The organism is Achromobacter denitrificans NBRC 15125 (genome assembly GCF_001571365.1).
Classification (GTDB): Bacteria; Pseudomonadota; Gammaproteobacteria; order Burkholderiales; family Burkholderiaceae_B; genus Achromobacter; species Achromobacter denitrificans.
Window position 1 is genome coordinate 98,206 of sequence record NZ_BCTQ01000007.1, and the last position, 21,294, is coordinate 119,499.

The window sequence follows — 21,294 nt, forward strand, 5'->3', positions numbered from 1 at the left end:
TTCATAGATCCACCCGCGCCAGCGGCTGCACGTTGATCTCCTGCGTCAGTTCCTGGTAGGAAAGCACGGGCAGCTCGTAGAGGTCCTGTTCGATCATCTTGCGCAGATAGCGGCGGATGTCCATCGAGGTGAGCAGCACGGGCTTCTGGGCCGTGGCGTTCAGGTCTCCGGTCGCGCGCTTGATGTTGTCCACCAGCTTCTTCGAGGCGTTCGGATCCAGCGCCAGGTAGCTGCCCGCCGAGGTCTGGCGGATCGCGCCGCGCACGGTTTCCTCGACGTTCGGCGCAAGCAGGTAGGCCGGCAGGATGTTCTGGCCGCTGGAGTACTTGTAGCTGATGTGCCGCTTGAGCGAGACGCGGACGTATTCGGTGAGCAGCACCGAATCCTTTTCCTTCTGGCCCCATTCGATCAGCGCTTCCAGCACGGCGCGCAGGTTGCGCACCGAGATGTCCTCGGACACCAGGCGCTGCATGATCTCGGCGATCTTCTGCACCGGCATCACGCGCAGCGCTTCCTTCACCAGGTCGGGGAAGCGGTCTTCCATGGCGGTCAGCAGGAAGCGCGTCTCCTGGATGCCGATGAAGTCGGACGAGTATTTCTTCAGCACGAAGGCCAGGTGCCAGGTCAGCACCTGGTGGGGATCCAGGTAGGGGATGCCGGCGGCCGCCAGGGTGGGCGCGAGTTCGGCGCCGGCCCAGATCGTGGGGATGTTGGGCAGGAAGCGCTTGTCGGTTTCGTAGGGGACTTGCAGCGCCTGCAGGTTCTGCTCGGTGTCGCGCACCAGCACGGCCCCGGGCCGCAGCTTGCCCTGCGACACCGGCACCTCGGACAGCAGGATGTTGTAGGTGTCCTGCGGAAGCGCATCGTTGAAGCGCAGCTGGATGCCGGGGAAGGGAACGCCCAGGTCGAAGTACAGGGCGCGGCGGATCTTGAGCAGTTCTTCGTTCAGCTCGTCGGCGTCGAAACTGCGCTGCAGGTGCGCCGCCACGTCGATCATCAGCGGCAGAGTGGGCGCGAACTCGGCGCTGCCGTCCGTGCGCGGCTTGGCGGCGGGCTTCTGGCCGTCGGCCGCCAGGGCGGGAATTTCGGTGATTTCGCCGGTTTTCCCGTCCACCACCTTGCGGGTTCCGCGCAGCAGCACGAAGCCGATGGTGCCCACCACCGCGGCCAGCGCGAGAAAGGTCAGGGTGGGCATGCCCGGGATCAGGCCCATGCCCACTGCGATGGCGGCGGCGATCAGCAGCGCGCGGGGCTGGGCCAGCACCTGCGCGCCGATGTCCTTGCCCACGTTGGAGGGGCCGTCGCCGGTCTGCACGCGCGTCACGATGATGCCGGCGCAGATGGCGATGAAGAGCGCGGGAATCTGCGCGATCAGGCCGTCGCCGATGGTCAGGATGGAATAGACCTGCACCGCTTCGCCGGCGCTGAGGTTGCGTTGCATGGTGCCGATGAGGATGCCGCCCAGCAGGTTCACCGCCACGATGATGAGGCCGGCGATGGCGTCGCCCTTGACGAACTTCATGGCGCCGTCCATGGCGCCGTACAGCTGGCTTTCCTTCTCGACGACGGAGCGGCGCTTGCGGGCCTCGTCCATGTCGATGGTGCCGGCGCGCAGGTCGGCGTCGATCGACATCTGCTTGCCGGGCATGGCGTCCAGCGAAAAGCGCGCGGCCACTTCGGCCACGCGCTCGGCGCCCTTGGTGATCACCACGAACTGCACGATGGTCAGGATCAGGAAGACGACCAGGCCCACGATCAGGTTGCCGCCCACCACGAAGTTGCCGAAGGTCTCGATGATGTGGCCCGCGTCGCCCTGCAGCAGGATCAGGCGCGTGGTGGCGATGGAGATGCCCAGGCGGAACAGCGTGGTCACCAGCAGCACCGACGGAAACGACGAGAACGCCAGCGGCGAGGGCAGGTACATGGCGACCATCAGCAGGATGGCGGACAGCGTCATGTTGGCGCCGATCAGCACGTCCACGAGGGTGGTCGGCAGCGGGAGGATCATCATGAAGATGATCGAGACGATCAGTATCGCCAGGACGATATCGTTGCGGCTGGTGGCGGCGGCGACGATGCGGTTCAGGGCTTGCATGGCGCGGCTCAGGTCGTTTCTGTTTCAGTGGGCGCGGGGCTTGCCGCGGGCCGGGAGGCGACGTAGGCGCGCATGGCGGCGGCGGCTTCGTCCCGGCGCTCCAGCGCCAGCAGCGTCTGCGAGCGGATCAGGTGGAACGGCGCGTCGACGCCGCCCTGCATGGCCAGGGCCTCCAACGTGGACAGCGCGGCCTCGGCCTTGCCGGCGCGCAGCTGCGCGAGCGCGAGCGTGGCGAGCTCACGCGTGCCGGCCAGGCCCAGCGCGCGCAGGGCGTTGAGCAGCACGGCCGTCTTTTCGGGCCGGTTGTTCTCCAGGTAGACGTACGCCAGCAGGCTGAGCAGCTCGCGGGCCTCGTGTTTCAGCGGCATCGGGCGTTCATCCTTGGTACAGCGCGCTGCGGTACATGGTGACCAGGTCGCGCAGGCCGGCCTCGTCCTTGAGCAGGCGCAGCGCGCGGTTCAGGACGCGGGAATCTTCCTGGTTCGAGGTTTGCTCGGCGGCGGCGCCCAGGCCGTCCAGCGCGGATTGCAGGGCCTGCTGGAACTTGGCGGGCATCAGCAGATCGCGGTTGGCCAGCGGCGGGCGCAGGCTGTCGTCCAGGTAGCGCGCCGTGGTGGGCTTGTCCAGCAGCTGGGCCAGTTGCGCGCGCACGCCGTCGGCGGGCGGCGCCAGTTCCTGGCGCTCGGGCAGGTGCTGGCTGCCGGCATCGCGGCTCGCATAGGAAATGCCGTCGATGCCCCGGTCGAAGGCCAGGCCGTTGATGCGCATGTCGGACATAAGGGTTCTCCGGATCCGGGGTTCAATCGTCGCGCGCGGCATCGAGCCAGCGCGACAGGTAGTCGACGGCCTGCTTCAGCCGAAGCGCGCTGGCGTCGGCCGCGGCCAGCCGGGTGGCCGCCAGCAGCCGCGGCAGGCCGTCCTGTTCGCGCAGCGCCGCCTGCACCGGCCAGCCGTCCTGCCGGGAATGATGGGCGCGGCGCCAGGCTTGCATCAGGCGCTGGGGGGCGTCGTAGGGAACGGGGTCCGAGACGTACACCAGCACCTCGTCTTCCGAGGGCTCGATCGCCACGCGGCGGCCAGATTCCAGTTGCAGCGCCACGTTGCCGCGGGCGCCCAGCGCCAGTCCGGGCATGCCGATGTCTTCGCCGAAGGCGTGCAGGGCCTGGTCCAGGCTGTTCATTCGTATTCCTCGTCGATGGCGGCGTCCAGCGCCAGTTGGGCGGCGTTCAGGACGGACTGGCGGATGTCGGTGTCGGCGTAGACGGTGACGGGCAGGTCCTTGAGGACGGCGCGCACCCCGCCCAGGAAGGCGATGCGGCCCTCCACGGCGGAGACGCCATGCGAGCCGGCCAGGCCGGAGAATCGCGACTCGGACACCCACTTTTCATTGCTGACGTTCACCAGGTCCTGCATGAGCCGTTCCGACGCGACCGCGACGCCGTGCTCGCGGCCCATCTTTTCCGCCAGCTCCGCGCAGCCCTCCAGCACGGTGACGGCGGTGCCCAGTTGGTACAGGTCCTGCATCAGGGCCTGGAGGCGGTCGGGGCTGGTGGAGGGGCGCGCGGCGGCGAGGTCCAGCCCCAGCGCCTGGATCAGCTGCCGCAACCCGCGGCCCACTTCCTGGCCGCCGAAGCGTTCCAGGGCCAGGGCGAGGGTCTTGGCCAGGCTGGACTCGCCCAGCACCACGTCCCGGTAGGTGCGCTGGAAGTCCGCGACGCCGCGGGCGTCGCCGGCATAGGCGGATGCCGCGCCGATGGTGTTCATGCCGGCGCGGATCTGCGGGCCGCTCTCCAGCTCCAGGTCGGCCCGGGCCTCGCGCAATGCGTCCAGCACTTCTTCGGAGGCGCCTTCGCTTTCGCCCTGGCGCAGCGCGTACTGCAAGGCCAGGTATTGCTGCGATACGTCGCCGAAGGCCTGGCCCGCGGCCTGGCGCGGGTCGGCCTTGCCGCTGAGCAGATGGCGCGCCAGCTCGATCAGCTTTTCCTGCGCGTCGGCATCGTGGGTCTCGGCCAGGTAGGCGAGGATGGCTTCGGTGCTGATCGTCTGCATGGGCGCGTCGCCGCGCATCTTGCGTTCCGCGTGGTGCTTGTCTTCCGTTTTCTCGGCCATGTGCAGACTGAGTTCCTCGGCCGAGTCGGCCAGCGAGAACTCTCCTTCGACCGCGACGGCGGCCTGGCCCAGCATCGTGCCGACCTGCGGCTGCCCATGCTGGACGTCGGCCTGCGAGGTCATCGAAGAGAAAGCGGAAGAAGAGGGAAGGCCAGCTTCGATACGGTTCATAGGACGTGTCAGGCGGCCGGTACGGGCCGCGCGTAGTCAGTGGTAGTAACGGCGGGGCCGGGAAAGTTCCATGGCAAATCGATGGAACCAAGGCGGGGCGGACGTTACGAACACGGCATGGCGGCGGACTCGGGGCGGATGACCCGGAGATCCGCGAAATCTTGAGGGTTAACCCTTAATCAGCGAGGCGCGCACCGAAGCGGACGCGCCGCAGGAGGAGTACGGAATGTCCACAGTTTCCGGAGCGGGAGTCAGCGGCATATCGGGCATGGACCTGAGTTCGATGGACCTCGAAACCGCGCTGCTGGCGGTGCAGAACCAGCGTGCCCAGCTGCTGGAGGATGCGCTGCGCCAGCAGCTCGATTCGGTCAATGCCCGCAATGCGGAGATGGCCGGCCTGAACGACTCGATCACCGCCAAAACGTCCGAGAACAGCAAGCTGGGAGAGGCCAACCTCACCATGCAGCAGCAGATCGCCGACCTGAAGGACCTGCAGTCCCGGCTGAAGGCCAGCGAGTGCCCGAATCCGGAGGGCTGGTACGGGCTGTCCTGGGGGCAGGGCGACGACAAGGCGCTGTCCCACGCCACGCTGGACCAGATCAAGGCCTCCGGCCTGACGATTCCCGGCGGCGCGGACGCGCCGCGCGACGTGGACGGCAACGGCACCATGGACGCCAAGGGGAGGGTGGTGGCCGGCTGGCAGAAGGAGATCGACACCAAGGTCGCGGCGCTGGAAGAGAGCATCAAGAAGAACTCCTCCACGATAGAAACCAACAAGAACGACATGTCCTCGCTGAAGAACCAGGTCGACGCGCTGGGCAATACCCAGCAAATGGAGATGCTGCGGTTGCAGGGCATGACCGGCAAGCGCAACGAAGCCTTCGACGTGATGACGAATTTCATCAAGAAGATGCAGGACAACCGTTCCAGCATCATCGGCAACATGCGTTGACCCGGCGATCCGCGCCCGCAGGCGGCGTGGAACTTCCGGCCCGCCGCCGTTACTCATGCGGCATGCGGGGCCGGTGCAGCCGGGACCCGGGCGCGATGTCCCGATAACACGGCGCCATCCTTGGAGAGAGAACAATGAGCATCACTGCCACCGGCGCCAACGGCGCTTCCAGCATCGGCCAGATCGACCTGTCCAGCATGGACCTGGAAACGGCCCTGATGATGGTGCAGGGCGAACGCGTCAAGCTGCTGGACGCCCAGCTGCAGACCCAGATCAACGAAGTGCAGCAGCGCAACAACGATATCGCCAAGCTGAACGAGGCCATGAACAGCCTGAACGCCCTGGCGGGCCTGTTCAAGTCCGGCAAGGACGGCGGCACCAAGATGAAGGACGGCGACATCCCCGACTGGAACAAGGCCGGCACGGAAAACGACGACCGCTACAACCAGATGCGCGACGCCATGTGGAAGGCGATGGGCGAAGCTGGCATGGACCTGAACACCGACAAGTACAAGCTCAAGGTCGACGACGGCATCAGCAATGTCACCAAGGGCAGCCTCGAAACCGCCATCCAGGCCATCAAGAACAAGGTGGACGCGCTGTCGAATACCCAGCAGATGGATATGACGCGCCTGCAGGGGATGACCAACAAGCGCAACGAAGCCTTCGACGTGATGACGAACTTCATCAAGAAGATGCAGGACAGCCGCTCCAGCATCATCGGCAACATGCGTTGACCGAATCACCCGATCCAACCCGAATCCGGAAGACCGACATGAGCCAGCACAAGACCTCCGAACAGATCCATGCCGACGCCGAGCGCGCGCTGGACGATGCGCGCCGCGCCCTCGAACGCAGCGACGAGTTCTACCGCGACCAGGGCCTGGACCCGGAGAAGGTGCGCGCCGTCAGCGCCGACAGGCTGGGTCCCAAGGAGCGGGAGGAGGCCGAGGCGCTGTTCCGCCAGGATCTGGAAGCGGTGGAGAACGAGGTGGCCCAGGAACTGGCGCGCCAGAGTTTCGCCGCGCCGGCGCCGTCGGGCGGCATGAAGAAAATGCGTCCCATGGTGTGAAGCGGGCAACGCCCCGGAACGAGGAGAACCACATGAGTCTGAGCCCGGAAGAAAGCGCCGTCCTCGCGCGCAACCTTGAGGCCGCCATGGAAGAGGCCACCGGCGGGTTGGCCAGCTACATCCGCGCGGGCGGCAAGCTCGGCGACGTGCTGGGCCTGACGCCGGAGGAGCTGGAGGCGATGTACTCGCTGGGCCATGCCATGTACGAGCAGCAGCGCTACAGCGAAGCGTTCAAGGTGTTTTCCGCGCTGGTCACCTACGACCACACGCAGCCCCGCTACGGGCTGGCGCTGGCGGCGGCCGGCCGCATGCTGGGCCGGCACGAGGACGCCCTGCGCCAATACCTGCCGGCCATCGCGGCCGATCCGCTCGATCCGGCGCCGCTCTACTACAGCGCGGAGTCCCTGGTCGAGATCGGACGCCGCGACGAAGCCATCGAGGCGCTGGACGCAGTGGCCGCGATGTGCGAAGGCGAGGAAAAACACGCCACCCTGGCGGCGCGCGCGCGGGTGCTGCGCGACGCCCTGGCGGGACCGCGGGCCTGAACCCTGCCGGGCGCCTCGCGGCGCGCGGCCAAGATACCGGAGCCAATCCATGAGCATCAATTCCGTAGGCGCAGGCGGCGCGAACCTGCCCGCCAACTTCGACGACCTGATCAAGAACGCGTCTCCCGACGTGCTCAAGGGCATACGCGACACCCTCCAGTCCGCCGGCAAGGAAAGCGAGGCGATCCGGCAGAACCTGCTGGACGCGATGGGGTCGATCGGCTCGCTGGACGCCGACGCGCTGGGGCAGATCCAGGCGGCCATGAGCCGCAAGCTGCAGGAGGCCGCCGGCGGAGCCAGCCCGCTGCAAGCGCCCGAGGGGCAGGTGGGCGCCGGCGCGGGTTCCGCGCTGGATGCGCTCTCGCGCCTGAGCGAGCAGGAAGTCCAGACCGACATCTACGCTTTCATGATGCTGTTCCAGCAGTTGGCGCAGACGATGCGCTCGTCGGCGCGGGAAGTGCGCGCCACTGAACTGCAGGCGCAGGTCGACACGCTCAAGGGCGCCGCCGACGAGATGCGCAAGGCCGCTCAGGACCGCATGGTCGGCGCGATGACGCAGGGCGCCTTCCAGATCGCGGGCGGTCTGGCCCAGGTGCGGGCGGGCTTCCAGCAGGCCGGCGTGGTCGCTTCCGGCGGCTCGGAAAGCCTGGCCAAGAGCTATTCCGACAAGGGCGCGGGCTACTCCGGAGTGGCTAGCGGGATCGGCACCATGGTGAACGCCGCGCAGGAGCGCAAGGCCGCCGAGCACGACGCCAAGCGTTCCGAGCTGGAGGCGCAGTCCAAGGTGCACGAATCCGGCATGCAGCAGGCCAACGAACTGGCGCAGCAAATGATGGATGTGATCCGCGACGTGCGCGACAAGCTGTCGGCCATCGAGCAATCGCGCGTGGAAACGAACCGCGGCATCGCCCGCAATATCTGAGTCCAGGCCAGGGGATCCCGACATGAATTCCATTTCCTCCAATATCGGCAGCCCCGCGCTGCCGGCGGGCGCCGCCCTGCCGGGCGATACCGGCGCGTCGGCGGCCCAGGCCGCGCAGGCCACCGCCAAGGTCCGCGAACTGCTCGACGCCTTCGTGGGCATGGCGGGCTCGCTGCCGGACGCCAAGGGCGCGGCGGGCGGACGCTCCGATGGCATCTTCAACGGCAACGGCGCGCCCGTTCTGGAACCGCCGGCGCAATCGTTTTCCGCCAACGACATGATCGACCTGCTGCGCAGCATCCGGTCCAAGTCGGATGCCGTGCAGATCGCCAGCGCCAAGGAGAACCTGGCCTCCGCGCGCACCAAGATGGAAAAGAACAACGAGGCGCAGCTGCAGAAGATCCAGGACTACGTCAAGAAATGCGAGGAGGCCGCGAGCAAGGGCATCCTGGGCAAGATCTTCGGCTGGATTGGCAAGATCGCCGCGGTGGTGTTCTCGGCCATCGCCGTGGTCGCGCTCTCGGCGGGATCGGTGGTTTCCGGCGGCGCGGCGGCGCCGTTGCTGGCGCTGGCGGTGATGGGCCTGATCGGCTCCACGATCGCCCTGGCGGACCAGATCTCCAAGGAATGCGGCGGGCCCGAGATCAGCCTGAGCAACCTCATGACCACCGTGGCCAGCAAGTTCCTGCAGGCCTGCGGCGTCGACGAGGAAACCGCGCAGCGCATCGGCAAGGTGGTCGCCGGGCTCGTGGGCCTGGCGTCCCCGGCCATGCTGATGATCGAACCGGGCCTGCTGGGCGGCCTGGCGGGCGGCATCGCCGAACTGGCGGGCGCCGACCCCAAGACCACCATGGCCCTGACCATGGCCTTCGCCCTGGCGGCGACCATCGCCGTGGGCGCGGTGACCATCGCGCTCTCCGGGGGCACCAGCGCGGTCAGCACCACGGCCCGCGTTCTGGGCGCCGTCGGCCAGATCACGCAAGGCGCGACGCAGATCGCCCAGGGCGCGGTCAAGATCTCGGTGGCCAAGACCAAGAACGAAGCCGACAACATCCAGGCGGACAAGAAGGAAATGGACGCCATCACGCGCAAGCTCCAGGCCAAGATGGAAGAGGCCCAGGAAGAGATCACCAAGGTGATCAAGCAGATGGAGGAAGGCCTGCGCATGGTGTCGCAGATGATCAACGGCGCGGCCGACAGCATGTCGCAGATCACTGCGAACATCGGCAAGCGGATGGCGGTCTGACGGCCCGCCCGGCGCATGACTATGCAACAAGGAAAGCAGATGGCAGATAGCGCGATCGAACCCGACGAATTCAGCGTGGCGCTGCGCCGCGGGCTGGAAGGCCTGCCGTCCTCCGGGCGCCTGACGCCCGAGCAGCTGGAAGTGGTGTACGCCCTGGCGTATGCGCATGCCGCGCAGGAGCAATACGCGCAGGCGCTGCCGATGTTCGCCTTCCTGGCGCAATACGGCCCCACCCGCAAGCATTATCTGGTTGGGCTGGGCGTATGCCTGCAGATGCTGGGCCGGCCCGACGAGGCCATCACGATCTATTCGCTGGTGCTCACACTGTATCCGGATTCATGGCACACGGCGCTTCGAATCGCCGAATGCCAGCTGGCCGCCCAGCAGCTGGACCAGGCGCGCCGCACGCTGGAACTGCTGCGCACGCCGGGCACGCCCGACGACGTGCGCGCGCGGGCCGAGGCGCTGTTGCAACTCTCCCTGCGGGAGGCCGAGACGTGAAACATGGACGATAGCGACCTTTCATCCCCCCGGCCCGCCAGGGTCCAGGTCCCAACGGCCCAAGCCGTCTCCCAGGAGACGGCTGTTGTGCTTCTGGCGGACGACGCCAAACTGCTGTCGGAAGTCGGCTTCCTGGCGGCCGGCGCGGGCGATTCCGCCCGTGCCGAGACGATTTTTTCCGCGTTGCGGCGCTTGCGGCCCGGCCGGGCGTACCCGGTGATCGGGCTGGCCGTGACCTGGCTGAACGCGGGTCGCGCGCCGGATGCGGTGCGCCTGCTGGAGAGCGCCGTGCTCGCCGATCCGGCCGAACGGCCGCTGCTGGACGCGTGGCGCGGCTTCGCGCTGCAACTGGCGGGCCGCAGCCAGGAAAGCGCGCGCCTGCTGGAAGCGGTCGCGCTAGGCGGCGGAGACGGCGCGCGCCTGGCGCGGGCGCTGCTTGGCCTGCCGCAGGAGGGCGCGTGATGCGCGCCGAGACTGCTTGTCATCATCGATTCTGGAGCTAGCGTACATGGAAATCGCCGCGCTTTCGGCTGCCTTGCCGCCCATCTTGTCCACCCCCACGACGCCGCCCGCGCAACTGGCCACCGAACGCTTCAATGCGATCATGAGCGCGCCCGAGGCCGGCGCGCCCGCCCTGACCGGCCTGCAATCGGCGCTGCAATCGGCCTTTGCCGCGCCGGTCGACGCCGCTCCGCAGACGCTAGGCAACCAGATCCTGGCCAGCCTGCGCAGCACCACCACCGAGTACTCGGAAAAGTGGCAGGGCATATCCAGCCGGATGGACGCCATTTCCTCGCAGCCGTCGGTGGCCGAGATGATGCGCCTGCAGGCGGACATGCTGCAGATGTCGGTGCAATACGAAATGGTGGGCAAGGCGGTGTCGCGCAGCACGCAGAACATCGATTCGCTGGTCAGGATGTCGTGATGCGCGGTGTTTCCCGTTCGTCCTTTTTTTCCTCGGCCGGCCGGCGCGGCATGACGGCCCTGCGTTTGCTGGCCATCGGCCTGACGCTGGCGCTGGCCGCCTGCGGCTCGCGCGTGGAGCTGTTCTCGGCCGCCAATGAAAGCGAAGCCAACGAGGTATTGTCGGTGCTGCTCGACGCCGGCATTTCGGCGCAGAAGGCCGTGACCAAGACCGGCGTGGCCGTGTCCGTGGACGGCCAGCAGGTGGCGCGCGCGCTGGACATCCTGCGCGCCCGCGGGCTGCCCCGCGAACGCTTCGACGGCATGGGGCAGATCTTCCGCAAGGAAGGCCTGGTGTCCTCGCCGCTGGAAGAGCGCGCCCGCTATATCTACGCGCTGTCGCAGGAACTGACCAACACCTTGTCGCAGATGGATGGCGTGCTGGCCGCCCGCGTGCACGTGGTGTTGCCGGAACGGGGCGGGGTGGGCGAGAACACCACGCCGTCGACCGCCGCGGTATTCATCAAGCACCAGGCCGGCTACAACCTGGACGCCCTGCAGCCTCAGATCCGCAAACTGGTCACCCACGCGATTCCCGGCCTGACCGAGGACCGGGTGTCGATCGCGCTGGTGTCGGCGCAACCGGCCGCCGCCGCGCCCGCGGGCAGCGCCATGCGGCAGGTGCTGGGCATCGAGGTCGCGGATGGTTCGTCGGGCGTATTGACCGCCTGGCTGGTGGCGCTGGTGCTGCTGGTGCTGGCGCTGGCGGGCACGGTGGGCTGGCTGCTGTGGCGCTACGGTCCGCCGGCGCGCGCCAAGGCCACGACCGAGCGCCGCGAGCCCGTGGGCGAGGCGCGTTGACCATGGGACCCGCGGCAAGCGCGCTGGGCCGGCGGCTGGTGGAGTTCAACCAGCTGCCCAGCCGCACCCTGCATCCCAGCCGCCTCGCTGCGTTCGCGCCGGCCGCGGCGCTGGAGGCGATCGCCGCCACGCCCGCCCTGGACGCGGCCTGGCATCGCCATTGGTCGCGCGACATCCTGCGCGGCCTGGGCCTGCTGGAGCGGCCCGTCACGGACGCCGGCAGGCCTGAACTGGCCCTGGCGCTGCTGGCGCCCGAGGCGCTGGCGCAGTGCGCGCGCCGCCTGGGCGCCGTGCTCTGCGGGCCCCGCCTGCGCCGCGCCATCGCGGGCGACGAGGTGCGGCTGCTGATCGCCGGCCTGGGCGCCGACCTGATGGATTTCGCGCGCCGAACGGCCGCGGGCCTGCATGCCGGCCTTCCCGAAAGCGCGGCATGGCCAGCCGGGCAGGCCGCCGCCGCGGTCGATGCATTGGGCCATGGCGCCTTGCGAGCCGCCTTGAGCGGCGCGGGGCCAGAGCTGCTGCTGCGCGCCGAACTGAAACTGCCCGATCTGCCGGCCCAGGACTCCCCCCTGCCTGCCGCCGACGCCCTGTCGCTCGGGCTATCGATATTGAAGAACACGGATCCCACATGGCATTCCTCATTCCCCGCGATCCGCTGACGCCCCGGGCTTCGGCCGGCCGCGTCGATCCCGCCCTGCGGGTGCTGCGCGCGGCCGATCACGCGGCCTGGGCCGGCGCGGAAGACCTGCTGGCCCGGGCGCGCGAGCAGGCCGACGCCATCGTGGGCGGCGCCCAGGCGGCGTTCGAGCAGGAGAGTCGCCGGGGCTACGAAGAAGGGCGCGAGTCCGCGCTGCTGGACCAGGCCGAGAAGATGATCGAAACCGTCGGCCGCACGGTGGAGTACTTCGCCGGGGTCGAGAACGAGATGGTCGAATTGGTGATGGCGGCGGTGCGCAAGGTCGTGGACGGCTTCGACGACCGCGAGAAGGTGATGGTGGTGGTGCGCAACGCGCTGGCCGTCGTGCGCAACCAGAAGCAGATGACGCTGCGGCTGAACCCGGCCGAGGTGGAGACGGTGCGCGAGCAGATCAACGATCTGCTGGCGGCCTATCCCGGCGTGGGCTACCTGGACATCCTGGCCGACGGCCGCCTGGCGCGCGGCGCCTGCATCCTGGAAAGCGAGATCGGCATGGTCGAGGCCAGCCTCGACGGGCAGATCCAGGCCTTGCGGCAAGCGTTCCAGCGCACGCTGGGCAGCCGGGTCTAGGACGGACACCTAGCCATGCGCCAGTTCGACTACATCGCCGAGATGATGGGGCTTGCGCTCCAGGACACCCCCACCTTGCGCATCAAGGGGCGGGTCACGCAGGTGATCGGCACCATCATCAAGGCCGTGGTGCCGACGGTGAAGGTGGGCGAGGTCTGCATCCTGCGCAACCCCGGCGAGGATTTCGAGATGAAGGGCGAGGTGGTGGGCTTCGCTCGCGATGCCGCGCTGCTCACGCCGATCGGCGATATGTACGGCATCTCCACCGCCACCGAAGTCATCCCGACCGGCCGCGCCCACATGGTGCCGGTGGGGCCCGGCCTGCTGGGCCGCGTGCTGGATGGCCTGGGCCGCCCGCTGGACGAGGCGGAGCTCGGCCCGCTGGAAGCCAGCAAGTTCTATCCGGTGTTCGCCGAGGCGCCCGATCCGCTGAAGCGCCGCATCATCGCCGAGCCGCTGGAGCTGGGCGTGCGGGCGCTGGACGGCGTGCTGACCTGCGGCGAGGGCCAGCGCATGGGCATCTTCGCGGCGGCCGGCGGCGGCAAGTCCACCTTGATGGGCATGCTGGTCAAGGGCGCCGACGTGGACGTCACCGTGGTGGCGCTGATCGGCGAACGGGGCCGCGAAGTGCGCGAGTTCCTGGAGCACGAGCTGGGCCGCGAAGGGCGGCGCAAGAGCGTGATCGTCTGCGCCACCAGCGACAAATCCTCGATGGAGCGCGCCAAGGCGGCCTACGTGGCCACCGCCATCGCCGAATATTTCCGCGACCAGGGCAAGCGCGTGCTGTTCCTGATGGACTCGGTGACGCGCTTCGCGCGCGCCCAGCGCGAGATCGGCCTGGCCGCAGGCGAGCCGCCCACCCGCCGGGGCTATCCGCCGTCGGTATTCGCGACCCTGCCCAAGCTGATGGAGCGCGCGGGCATGAACGAGCACGGTTCGATCACGGCGCTCTACACCGTGCTGGTGGAGGGCGACGACATGACCGAGCCCATTGCCGACGAAACGCGTTCGATCCTGGACGGCCACATCGTGCTGTCGCGCAAGCTGGGCGCGGCCAACCATTACCCCGCCATCGACGTGCTGGCCTCGGCCAGCCGGGTGATGAACGCCGTCATCACGCCCGAGCACAAGCGCGCCGCCGGCCGCCTGCGCGAGCTGATGGCCAAGTACCAGGAGGTCGAGCTGCTGGTGAAGATCGGCGAATACAAGCGCGGCGGCGATGCCGTCACCGACGAGGCCATCGACAAGATCGGCGCGATCAATACCTTTCTGCGCCAGCGCACCGACGAGCGCGCGACGCTGCCGGAGGCGCTGGCGCGCATGACCGAAATCGTGGGGACGTCATGAGCGTGTTCGACGAACTGCTGGCCATCAAGCGCTTTCGCGAAGGCCAGGCCGAGATTGCGGTGTCGCGCCAGCGCCAGCGTCATGCCGAGGCCGACGCCGCCCGGCGCGATTCGGAGTCGGCGCTGGTGTCCTACCGCGACGAGGCCGCGCGGCGCGAGACGGCGATGTACGGCGATCTGTGCAGCCGGGTGGTGCGAGTGCGCGAGATCGAGAACGTCCTGCAGGACGTGGCCGGTCTGCGCGAAGGAGAGCGGCAGCGCGAGCAGGCGGTGGAAGCCGCCGAGCGCCGGCTGGACGAAGAGAATCAGGCGCTGGCGGCCAGCCGCGAGCAGCATCGGCAGGCCGTGCGGCTGACGGGCAAGTTCGTGGAGCTGGCGCGCATCCACCTGGATGAACACCTGAAGGCGCTCGAACAGAAGGAAGACCTGGAAATGGAAGAGGCCGCCTCGGTATCGCGCGACCGCGAAGACTGGGAGCAGCACGAGGAGTTCGAGCCGGCATGAGCATAGACCGACGCATCGGGCTGGAAACGGCCATCCCCCAGGGCTCCGGCATGCTGTCGAATTCCGACGGCCAGGCCGCCGGCCGCCAGGCCAGCGACGCCGACCGCCACGCGTTCGAGCAAGCCATGGCGCGCGGCGAGCCGGACGCGGCGCCCGCGCCGGCCGCCGCGCCTTCGCCGTTCTCCCTGTTCGGCGCGGCAGTGGCGGCGGCGCCGGCTGGCGGCGAGGCGCAGGCCCTGGCGCGCGCCTTGGGCGACAGCGCCGAACAGCTGCTGGTGGCCGACGGCAGCAATGGCCGCCGACAGGTCCGCGTGGAATTGAAAGACGACGTGCTGCCCGGCGTCAGCGTGTCGGTCTACGAAGAGGAAGGCCGCTGCGTGGCCGATTTCATCTGCGCCAACGAGCGCTCGCGCGAACGTCTTTGCGCCATGGCGCCCGAGCTGGCGGCCGAGCTGGCCGACAGCCTGGGCAGGCCGACCCGGGTGCGCGTCGGCACGGACGACCCGGAAGACCCCTGCCTGTCGGAGACCGACGCCGATGCGCCGGTTCGCTGATCCCCACAGAATCCCATGACTGCCAGTCCCCATCCCTCCGTTTCCCCTCATCCCTTGCCGCGCCTGAGCGGCAATGAAGCGCGCGCCCGTTCGCTGATCGCGCGCCATGGCGCGGACCTGACGGTCACGCTCCGGCCCCAGGCCGGCGCCGACGCCGAACCCGCCCCGTGGCGCCTGGGCTTCACCCTGGGCGTGCCGGATGCGGTGCGCCAGTCAGCGACCCTGGCGGCCGACGTGGAATGGGCCGGCGCCCGCCTGCGCCTGGGCTTGCCGCCGTCGGCGCTCGACGCCTGGCTCGCCGCCCGGTTGCCGGGCATCGACCCCGGCGCCATGCCGGCGCCGCTGGCGGCCGCGGCCATCGAAACGCTGCTGGCCGAGGCGGCGGCGGCCCTGAACGAGGCGTCTCCCGGCGGCCCCGCGCGGGTCGTGGGCATGGGCGGCGCGCCCGCCGGGCTGCCGCAGTCCTGGACCATCGCCGCCCGCAATCCGGCCAATGGCGACACCGTCTACGCCACGCTGGACACGGACGGCCTGGGCCTGATGCTGCTGGCGAGCCTGATCGGCCGGGCCGAGCCGTCTGGCAACGGCGCCGACCTGGACGCGGTGCCGGTGCGCGTGGCCGCGCGCCTGGGCTGGACGGACCTGACGGCCGCCGAGCTGCGGGGCCTGCAGGCGCGCGACACGATTTTCCTCGACCACTACCTGGTTTCGCCCGAAGGCGAGCTGTGGCTGGCGGCGGGCGGGCAGGGCCTGCGCGTGCGCCAAGAACAATCCTCATACCTCGTTACCCAAGGCTGGACTTCCCTTATGACCGAGACGCCCCAACTGCCGGCCGATGCCGAGCCTGGCGCCAACGCCGCGTTCGACCCGGACGCGATACCCGTGCGCCTGACGTTCGAATTGGGCGAACGCCAGCTGACGCTGGGGGAGCTGCGCCAGCTGCAACCCGGCGAAACCTTCGACCTCGAACGTCCGCTGGCCGACGGCCCGGTGATCGTGCGCGCCAACGGGGCGCTGCTCGGCACGGGCGAACTGGTGGAAATCGACGGCAGGATAGGCGTGACCCTGCGCAGCCTGGGCAAGGCCGGCGCATGAGCGGCAGCGCGGATCCCATCAGCCTGGCGGTCGTCCTGGCGCTGCTGGCGCTGGTGCCGCTGGCCGCCGTCATGACGACCTCGTTCCTGAAGATCGCGGTGGTGCTGACGCTGGTGCGCAATGCCCTGGGCGTGCAGCAGGTGCCGCCCAATATGGCGCTCTACGGCCTGGCGCTGATCCTGTCGGCCTATGTCATGGGGCCGGTGGTCATGCAGATCGGCGACGAGCTGCGGACGCCGCCCGCCGCGGTGGCGCCCGGGGCGCCGGCGGCGGACCGGCTCGAAGGCATCATGGACGCGGTGGCGCGCGGCGCGGAGCCCATGCGCGCTTTCATGCTGAAGAACAGCCGGCCCGAGCAGCGGGATTTCTTCGTCCGCACCGCGCGCGAGCTGTGGGGCGAACAGGCCGCCCGCAACCTGAAGGAAGACGACCTGCTGGTGCTGATCCCATCGTTCCTGGTGTCGGAGCTGACGGCCGCTTTCCAGATCGGATTCCTGCTGTATCTGCCGTTCGTCATCATCGATCTCATCGTGTCCAACATCCTGCTGGCGATGGGCATGATGATGGTGTCGCCGGTCACCATTTCCATGCCCCTGAAGCTGTTCCTGTTCGTCATGGTCGACGGCTGGACCCGGCTGATCCAGGGCCTGGTCCTGTCCTACGGCTGAGCGCGCCATGGCTACCGTCGATCTCGTTTCCTACATGACCCAGGCGCTGTACCTGGTGCTGTGGCTGTCGCTGCCTCCGATCGCGGTGGCGGCCATCGTGGGCACCTTGTTCTCGCTGTTCCAGGCGCTGACCCAGATCCAGGAGCAGACGCTGTCGTTCGCGGTGAAGCTGATCGCCGTGTTCGCCACCATCCTGCTCACGGCGCGATGGCTCAGCGCCGAGCTCTACAACTTCACGGTTTCCGTGTTCGACCTCTTCTACAAGATCCACTGACGCAGATGATTTCGGGCATCACCTACGCTGAGGCGAAAGTCTTCCTGGGCACGCTGGCCTTGACGCAGCCCCGGATACTGGCGCTGTGCGCGATGCTGCCGCTGTTCAACCGGCAGCTGCTGCCGGGCATGCTGCGCTATGCCGTGTGCGCGGCCATCGGCGTCGTCCTGGTGCCCGCGCTGGCGCCGCGCTATGCCGTCATCGACCTGGGCACGCTCGACATCGCCCTGCTGGTGGTCAAAGAGGTGTTCGTCGGCATGGTGATGGGCTTTCTGGTTGCCATCCCGTTCTGGATCTTCGAGGCGGTGGGCTTCGTGGTCGACAACCAGCGCGGGGCCAGCCTGGGCGCCACCATCAACCCGGCCACGGGCAACGATTCGTCGCCCATGGGCATCCTGTTCAACCAGGCCTTCATGGTGTTCTTCCTGGTGGGCGGCGGCTTCACGCTGATGCTCACCATGCTGTACGACAGCTTCCGGCTGTGGGATCTGTGGGACTGGACGCCCACCCTGCGCCCGGAGAGCGTGCCGCTGATGCTGGACCAGCTTGGCCGTTTCCTGCGCCTGACGCTGCTGTTCGCCGCGCCGGCGATCGTGGCCATGTTCCTGGCCGAAGTCGGGCTGGCGCTGGTCAGCCGTTTCGCGCCGCAATTGCAGGTGTTCTTCCTGGCCATGCCCATCAAGAGCGCGCTGGCGCTGCTGGTGCTGGTGCTCTACATGAGCACGCTGTTCGAGTACGCCGGGGAGGCCACCGGGCAGATCGGCTCGGCGCTGCCGTTCCTCGACAACCAGTGGCGGGCGCCATGAGCGGCGAAAAGACAGAACAGCCAACCGGCAAGAAGCTGCGCGAGGCGCGGCAGAAAGGCGACGTCGCCCACAGCAAGGATTTCACCCAGACGCTGCTGGTGCTGGCGCTGTTCGGCTACATGCTGGGCAACGCGCACGGCATCGTCGAATCGCTGGGCCGGCTGATCCTGCTGCCTTCCACGCTGGTGGGCATGCCGTTCGAGCGGGCCCTGCCGGTGGCGCTGGACGCGGCGCTGCGCGAGGCGATCTTCCTGGTGCTGCCGTTCGTGCTGATCGTGCTGATCGTCGGCATGTTCTCGGAGTTCCTGCAGGTGGGGGTGGTGCTGGCCTTCGAGAAGCTCAAGCCCTCGGCCAAGAAACTCAACGTGATGGCCAACCTGCAGAACATGTTCTCGAAGAAGAACCTGGTCGAACTGTTGAAGTCCATCATCAAGATCGCGTTTCTTTCCGTATTGGTGACCCTGGTTGTGCGCGATGCTCTGCCGGAGCTGATGGCGGTGCCGCACAGCGGACTGGCCGGGCTGGAAGCGGGCGTGGGCGGCATGATGCGCACGCTGGTGGTGAACATCGCGTTCGCCTATGTGGTGATCTCGCTGGCCGACTTCGTCTGGCAGCGCATGCAGTACCGCAAGGGGCTGATGATGAGCAAGGAAGAGATCAAGCAGGAATTCAAGGAGATGGAGGGCGACCCTCACATCAAGCACAAGCGCAAGCACCTGCACCAGGAAATGGTGATGCAAGGAGCGGTGGGCAGCGCGCGCAAGGCGTCGGTGCTGGTGACCAACCCCACGCACCTGGCTATCGCCATCTACTACGAACCCGACGAGACGCCGCTGCCGATCGTGCTGGCCAAGGGCGAGGGCGCGTTGGCCGAGCAGATGATGCGGGCAGCGCGCGAAGCCGGCGTTCCCGTGATGCAGAACATTCCCCTGGCGCGTGCATTGATGGCCGACGCACAGGCCGACCAGTACATCCCCAGCGAGCTCATCGAACCGGTCGCCGAAGTATTGCGGCTGGTGCGCAAGATGGCCTCCGATCCGGAGCAGCAACCATGACAGCCCCGCACCCCCTGATTTCCGCCTACGCGCGCCGCCACGGCCTGCCGGTGCCCGCGCGCGCCGACGGCAGACTCACCGTCGTGATCGACGATACCTACCGCGTCCACCTGCAGGCCGCGCCCGACGGCTGGCTGGCGCTTACCGCGCGCCTGTGCGCGCTGCCCGCCGAAGGCGCCGCGCGCGACGCCCTGGCGCGCGAGGCCGGCAAGCTGGCCGCGGGCATGCTGAGCCGCCACGCGGCCGGCTGCGTCGTGGATCCGCAGGGCAGGGCGCTATGGCTGCAACAGACCTTGAGGCCCGACGGCGGCGACCTGGCGCTGGACGAGGCCATCGGCGCTTTCGCCAACGCCCTGTCGTTCTGGACGGGCGCGTTGCGGCGGCTGGCATGAACAAGATATCCGGGATCCCTACCCGAGGAGATAGAGTTTTGAAGCGGATGATTCTGGCGACCGCGCTGTCGCTGGGCCTGGCCGGCGGCGCGCCTGCGGCGCCCAACTGGCCCAATGTGCCTTATAGCTATTACGCGCGGGAAGAAAACCTGCAGACGCTGCTGCGCGAGTTCGCTGGCGGCTTCAGTCTGTCGCTGCAGATGGGGCCCAACGTCGCCGGCACGGTCAACGGCAAGTTCAATGCCAACACGCCCACCGAGTTCCTGGACCGGCTCGGCGGGGTGTACGGCTTCAACTGGTTCGTCTACGCCGGCACGCTCTTCGTCAGCCGCACGAACGACATGAAGACGCGCTCGGTCAGCGCCATGGGCAGTTCCATCAGCGCATTGCGCCAGGCCCTGCAGCAGCTGGGCATCCTGGATCCGCGCTTCGGCTGGGGCGAGCTGCCCGACCAGGGCATCGCCCTGGTGTCCGGCCCTCCGGGCTACGTGGACCTGGTCGAGCGCACCGTCGCCGCGCTGCCGATGGGCGCCGGCGGGCAGCAGGTGGCGGTGTTCCGCCTGAAGCACGCCTCGGTCAACGATCGCACCATCAGCTACCGCGACCAGAAGGTGGTGACACCGGGGTTGTCCACCGTGCTGCGCAACCTGATCACGGGTGGCGGCGGCGGGAACAACAACGAAACGCTGGCGGCCATCGCCGCGCCGCTGCGCGACAATCCGCCCGCGTTTCCGCAGGTCAACGGCGGCCCGGCGGCCGACAGCGCGCCGACGCTCGCGGCGGCCGGCATGCAGGCCCCGGCGCCGGTGGGCAAGCCCGGCTTGCGGTTGCGCGAACCCACCGTCCAGGCCGATGCGCGCCTGAACGCCATCATCGTGCAGGACATCCCGGACCGCATTCCCATCTACCGCAGCCTGATCGAGCAGCTGGACCTGCCCAGCACGCTGGTCGAGATCGAAGCGATGATCGTGGACGTGAACTCCGACCTGGTGAACGAGCTGGGCGTCACCTGGGGAGCGCGCGCCGGAACGACCAGCTTCGGCTACGGCAACCTGGCGCTCACGCCCAGCGGCGGCCTGCCGCTGGATAGCGCGGCGGGGCTATCGCCCGGCACCATCGGCGTCAGCGTGGGCAGCAACCTGGTGGCCCGCCTGCGCGCCCTGCAAACCAAGGGGCAGGCCAACATCCTGTCGCAGCCCTCCATCCTGACCGCGGACAACCTGGGCGCGATGATCGACCTGTCGGACACGTTCTACATCCAGACGCGCGGCGAACGCGTGGCCACCGTGACGCCCGTCACGGTCGGCACGTCGCTGCGCGTCACGCCGCGCCATATCGAATCGCGCGACGGCGCCCGCGTCGAACTGACGGTGGACATCGAAGACGGACGCATCCAGGAAGAACGCCAGATCGACAACCTGCCCACGGTGCGCAAGAGCAACATCAGCACGCTGGCCGTCGTGGGCAACGACCAGACGCTGCTGATCGGCGGCTACAACAGCAGCCAGAACACCGAGCAGGTCGACAAGGTGCCGTTCCTGGGAGACATCCCGGGCCTGGGCATCTTCTTCTCCAACAAGTCCAAAACGGTGCAGCGCCGCGAGCGCCTGTTCCTGATCCGGCCGCGGGTGGTCGCCATCAATGGCGAGGTGGTGGGCACGCCCGGCGGCGCGTCGAATATGGCGCCCATGCTGAACGCGACCTGGGGCGGCGGCGATACGCCCATGACGGCGGGGCAGTACCTGGACCTGGCGCAGAGCCAGCGCACGCGCGTGCTGTTCGGACCCAACGTGGAAGTGCGCAGCAGCGGCGGACCGGTGCGCGCGTCGGAATGGCTGCAGGGAATGCCGACCGCGGCGCCCCTCCTGGAAGGCAAATCCAGCGCCACGCAAGGGCCGGTGATCCAGGTGGAGCCGGTGGCCGCGCCGGGAACCGGGCGCGCGCCGTAGCGGGCGG

The 21,294-nt window shown here is 68.5% G+C and carries 27 protein-coding genes; 22 read left to right on the forward strand and 5 right to left on the reverse strand.

Features of this window, described 5'->3' with window-relative positions:
* Position 1: 1 nt before the first annotated feature.
* The 5 genes from sctV to sctW are packed head-to-tail and all read right to left on the reverse strand — an operon-like array spanning position 2 to position 4,375.
* Complete coding sequence (sctV, locus tag ADE01S_RS08155; protein ID WP_062681182.1) at positions 2-2,095, reverse strand: type III secretion system export apparatus subunit SctV; 2,094 nt, start codon at positions 2,093-2,095, stop codon at positions 2-4.
* Positions 2,096-2,103: 8 nt separating this feature from the next.
* Entirely contained in the window at positions 2,104-2,463 is a 360-nt protein-coding gene (gene sctY, locus ADE01S_RS08160) for a type III secretion apparatus assembly chaperone SctY (RefSeq protein ID WP_062681183.1), read from the reverse strand.
* Between the two features lie 7 nt (positions 2,464-2,470).
* On the reverse strand, positions 2,471-2,872 hold the full coding sequence (gene sctX / locus ADE01S_RS08165) for a type III secretion apparatus assembly protein SctX (protein WP_062681184.1): 402 nt from the start codon (positions 2,870-2,872) through the stop codon (positions 2,471-2,473).
* A gap of 22 nt (positions 2,873-2,894) precedes the next feature.
* Positions 2,895-3,275, reverse strand: a complete 381-nt coding sequence (locus ADE01S_RS08170) for a type III secretion system chaperone family protein (RefSeq protein WP_062681185.1) — start codon at positions 3,273-3,275, stop codon at positions 2,895-2,897.
* Entirely contained in the window at positions 3,272-4,375 is a 1,104-nt protein-coding gene (gene sctW / locus ADE01S_RS08175; protein ID WP_062681186.1) for a type III secretion system gatekeeper subunit SctW, read from the reverse strand. Before sctW ends, ADE01S_RS08170 begins: the two co-directional genes overlap by 4 nt.
* Positions 4,376-4,601: 226 nt before the next feature.
* On the opposite strand from sctW, the gene ADE01S_RS08180 reads away from it, so the two are divergent.
* From ADE01S_RS08180 to sctC, 22 genes are all read left to right on the forward strand, one after another.
* Positions 4,602-5,327 carry a hypothetical protein gene (locus tag ADE01S_RS08180; protein WP_062681187.1) on the forward strand — a complete coding sequence of 242 codons (726 nt, stop codon included), beginning with the start codon at positions 4,602-4,604 and terminating at the stop codon, positions 5,325-5,327.
* 134 nt (positions 5,328-5,461) lie between these two features.
* The gene (locus ADE01S_RS08185) at positions 5,462-6,064 is read left to right on the forward strand and encodes a hypothetical protein (protein ID WP_062681188.1); all 603 of its coding nucleotides are present in this window, start codon (positions 5,462-5,464) and stop codon (positions 6,062-6,064) included.
* 38 nt (positions 6,065-6,102) lie between these two features.
* A complete protein-coding gene (gene btc22 / locus ADE01S_RS08190) occupies positions 6,103-6,399 on the forward strand; it encodes a Btc22 family type III secretion system chaperone (protein WP_062681189.1) in 297 nt (98 codons plus the stop codon).
* Between the two features lie 32 nt (positions 6,400-6,431).
* Positions 6,432-6,944, forward strand: coding sequence for a SycD/LcrH family type III secretion system chaperone (locus ADE01S_RS08195; protein WP_062681190.1), 513 nt, complete (start codon positions 6,432-6,434; stop codon positions 6,942-6,944).
* A 49-nt stretch (positions 6,945-6,993) separates the two neighbouring features.
* Entirely contained in the window at positions 6,994-7,866 is an 873-nt protein-coding gene (sctB, locus tag ADE01S_RS08200; RefSeq protein WP_062681191.1) for a type III secretion system translocon subunit SctB, read from the forward strand.
* Between the two features lie 22 nt (positions 7,867-7,888).
* Positions 7,889-9,112, forward strand: coding sequence for a type III secretion system translocon subunit SseC family protein (gene sctE, locus ADE01S_RS08205; protein WP_062681192.1), 1,224 nt, complete (start codon positions 7,889-7,891; stop codon positions 9,110-9,112).
* A 39-nt stretch (positions 9,113-9,151) separates the two neighbouring features.
* Positions 9,152-9,613 carry a tetratricopeptide repeat protein gene (locus tag ADE01S_RS08210; protein WP_062681193.1) on the forward strand — a complete coding sequence of 154 codons (462 nt, stop codon included), beginning with the start codon at positions 9,152-9,154 and terminating at the stop codon, positions 9,611-9,613.
* 87 nt (positions 9,614-9,700) lie between these two features.
* Positions 9,701-10,075: a tetratricopeptide repeat protein gene (locus ADE01S_RS08215; RefSeq protein ID WP_232482047.1), complete on the forward strand. Its 375-nt coding sequence runs from the start codon at positions 9,701-9,703 to the stop codon at positions 10,073-10,075.
* A 46-nt stretch (positions 10,076-10,121) separates the two neighbouring features.
* On the forward strand, positions 10,122-10,538 hold the full coding sequence (sctI, locus tag ADE01S_RS08220) for a type III secretion system inner rod subunit SctI (RefSeq protein ID WP_062681195.1): 417 nt from the start codon (positions 10,122-10,124) through the stop codon (positions 10,536-10,538).
* Positions 10,539-10,588: 50 nt separating this feature from the next.
* On the forward strand, positions 10,589-11,377 hold the full coding sequence (gene sctJ / locus ADE01S_RS08225; RefSeq protein WP_228468412.1) for a type III secretion system inner membrane ring lipoprotein SctJ: 789 nt from the start codon (positions 10,589-10,591) through the stop codon (positions 11,375-11,377).
* Between the two features lie 2 nt (positions 11,378-11,379).
* Positions 11,380-12,036 (forward strand): SctK family type III secretion system sorting platform protein, encoded by a 657-nt coding sequence (locus tag ADE01S_RS08230; protein WP_062681197.1) that lies wholly within the window; start codon positions 11,380-11,382, stop codon positions 12,034-12,036.
* On the forward strand, positions 12,006-12,644 hold the full coding sequence (locus ADE01S_RS08235; protein WP_062681198.1) for an HrpE/YscL family type III secretion apparatus protein: 639 nt from the start codon (positions 12,006-12,008) through the stop codon (positions 12,642-12,644). Before ADE01S_RS08230 ends, ADE01S_RS08235 begins: the two co-directional genes overlap by 31 nt.
* A 15-nt stretch (positions 12,645-12,659) precedes the next feature.
* Entirely contained in the window at positions 12,660-13,991 is a 1,332-nt protein-coding gene (sctN, locus tag ADE01S_RS08240; RefSeq protein ID WP_062681199.1) for a type III secretion system ATPase SctN, read from the forward strand.
* Positions 13,988-14,494: a type III secretion protein gene (locus ADE01S_RS08245; protein WP_062681200.1), complete on the forward strand. Its 507-nt coding sequence runs from the start codon at positions 13,988-13,990 to the stop codon at positions 14,492-14,494. The genes sctN and ADE01S_RS08245 overlap by 4 nt, the downstream gene beginning before the upstream one ends.
* Positions 14,491-15,048, forward strand: coding sequence for a hypothetical protein (locus ADE01S_RS08250; RefSeq protein WP_062681201.1), 558 nt, complete (start codon positions 14,491-14,493; stop codon positions 15,046-15,048). The genes ADE01S_RS08245 and ADE01S_RS08250 overlap by 4 nt, the downstream gene beginning before the upstream one ends.
* A 15-nt stretch (positions 15,049-15,063) precedes the next feature.
* A complete protein-coding gene (gene sctQ, locus ADE01S_RS08255; protein WP_062681202.1) occupies positions 15,064-16,143 on the forward strand; it encodes a type III secretion system cytoplasmic ring protein SctQ in 1,080 nt (359 codons plus the stop codon).
* Complete coding sequence (gene sctR, locus ADE01S_RS08260) at positions 16,140-16,811, forward strand: type III secretion system export apparatus subunit SctR (protein ID WP_062681203.1); 672 nt, start codon at positions 16,140-16,142, stop codon at positions 16,809-16,811. The genes sctQ and sctR overlap by 4 nt, the downstream gene beginning before the upstream one ends.
* Before the next feature lie 7 nt (positions 16,812-16,818).
* Complete coding sequence (sctS, locus tag ADE01S_RS08265) at positions 16,819-17,085, forward strand: type III secretion system export apparatus subunit SctS (protein ID WP_043544872.1); 267 nt, start codon at positions 16,819-16,821, stop codon at positions 17,083-17,085.
* Between the two features lie 5 nt (positions 17,086-17,090).
* Entirely contained in the window at positions 17,091-17,891 is an 801-nt protein-coding gene (gene sctT, locus ADE01S_RS08270; protein ID WP_062681204.1) for a type III secretion system export apparatus subunit SctT, read from the forward strand.
* Positions 17,888-18,946, forward strand: a complete 1,059-nt coding sequence (gene sctU, locus ADE01S_RS08275) for a type III secretion system export apparatus subunit SctU (RefSeq protein WP_062681283.1) — start codon at positions 17,888-17,890, stop codon at positions 18,944-18,946. Before sctT ends, sctU begins: the two co-directional genes overlap by 4 nt.
* Positions 18,943-19,338 carry a CesT family type III secretion system chaperone gene (locus ADE01S_RS08280; protein ID WP_062681205.1) on the forward strand — a complete coding sequence of 132 codons (396 nt, stop codon included), beginning with the start codon at positions 18,943-18,945 and terminating at the stop codon, positions 19,336-19,338. Before sctU ends, ADE01S_RS08280 begins: the two co-directional genes overlap by 4 nt.
* A gap of 47 nt (positions 19,339-19,385) precedes the next feature.
* The gene (sctC, locus tag ADE01S_RS08285) at positions 19,386-21,287 is read left to right on the forward strand and encodes a type III secretion system outer membrane ring subunit SctC (protein ID WP_062681206.1); all 1,902 of its coding nucleotides are present in this window, start codon (positions 19,386-19,388) and stop codon (positions 21,285-21,287) included.
* Positions 21,288-21,294: the final 7 nt, after the last annotated feature.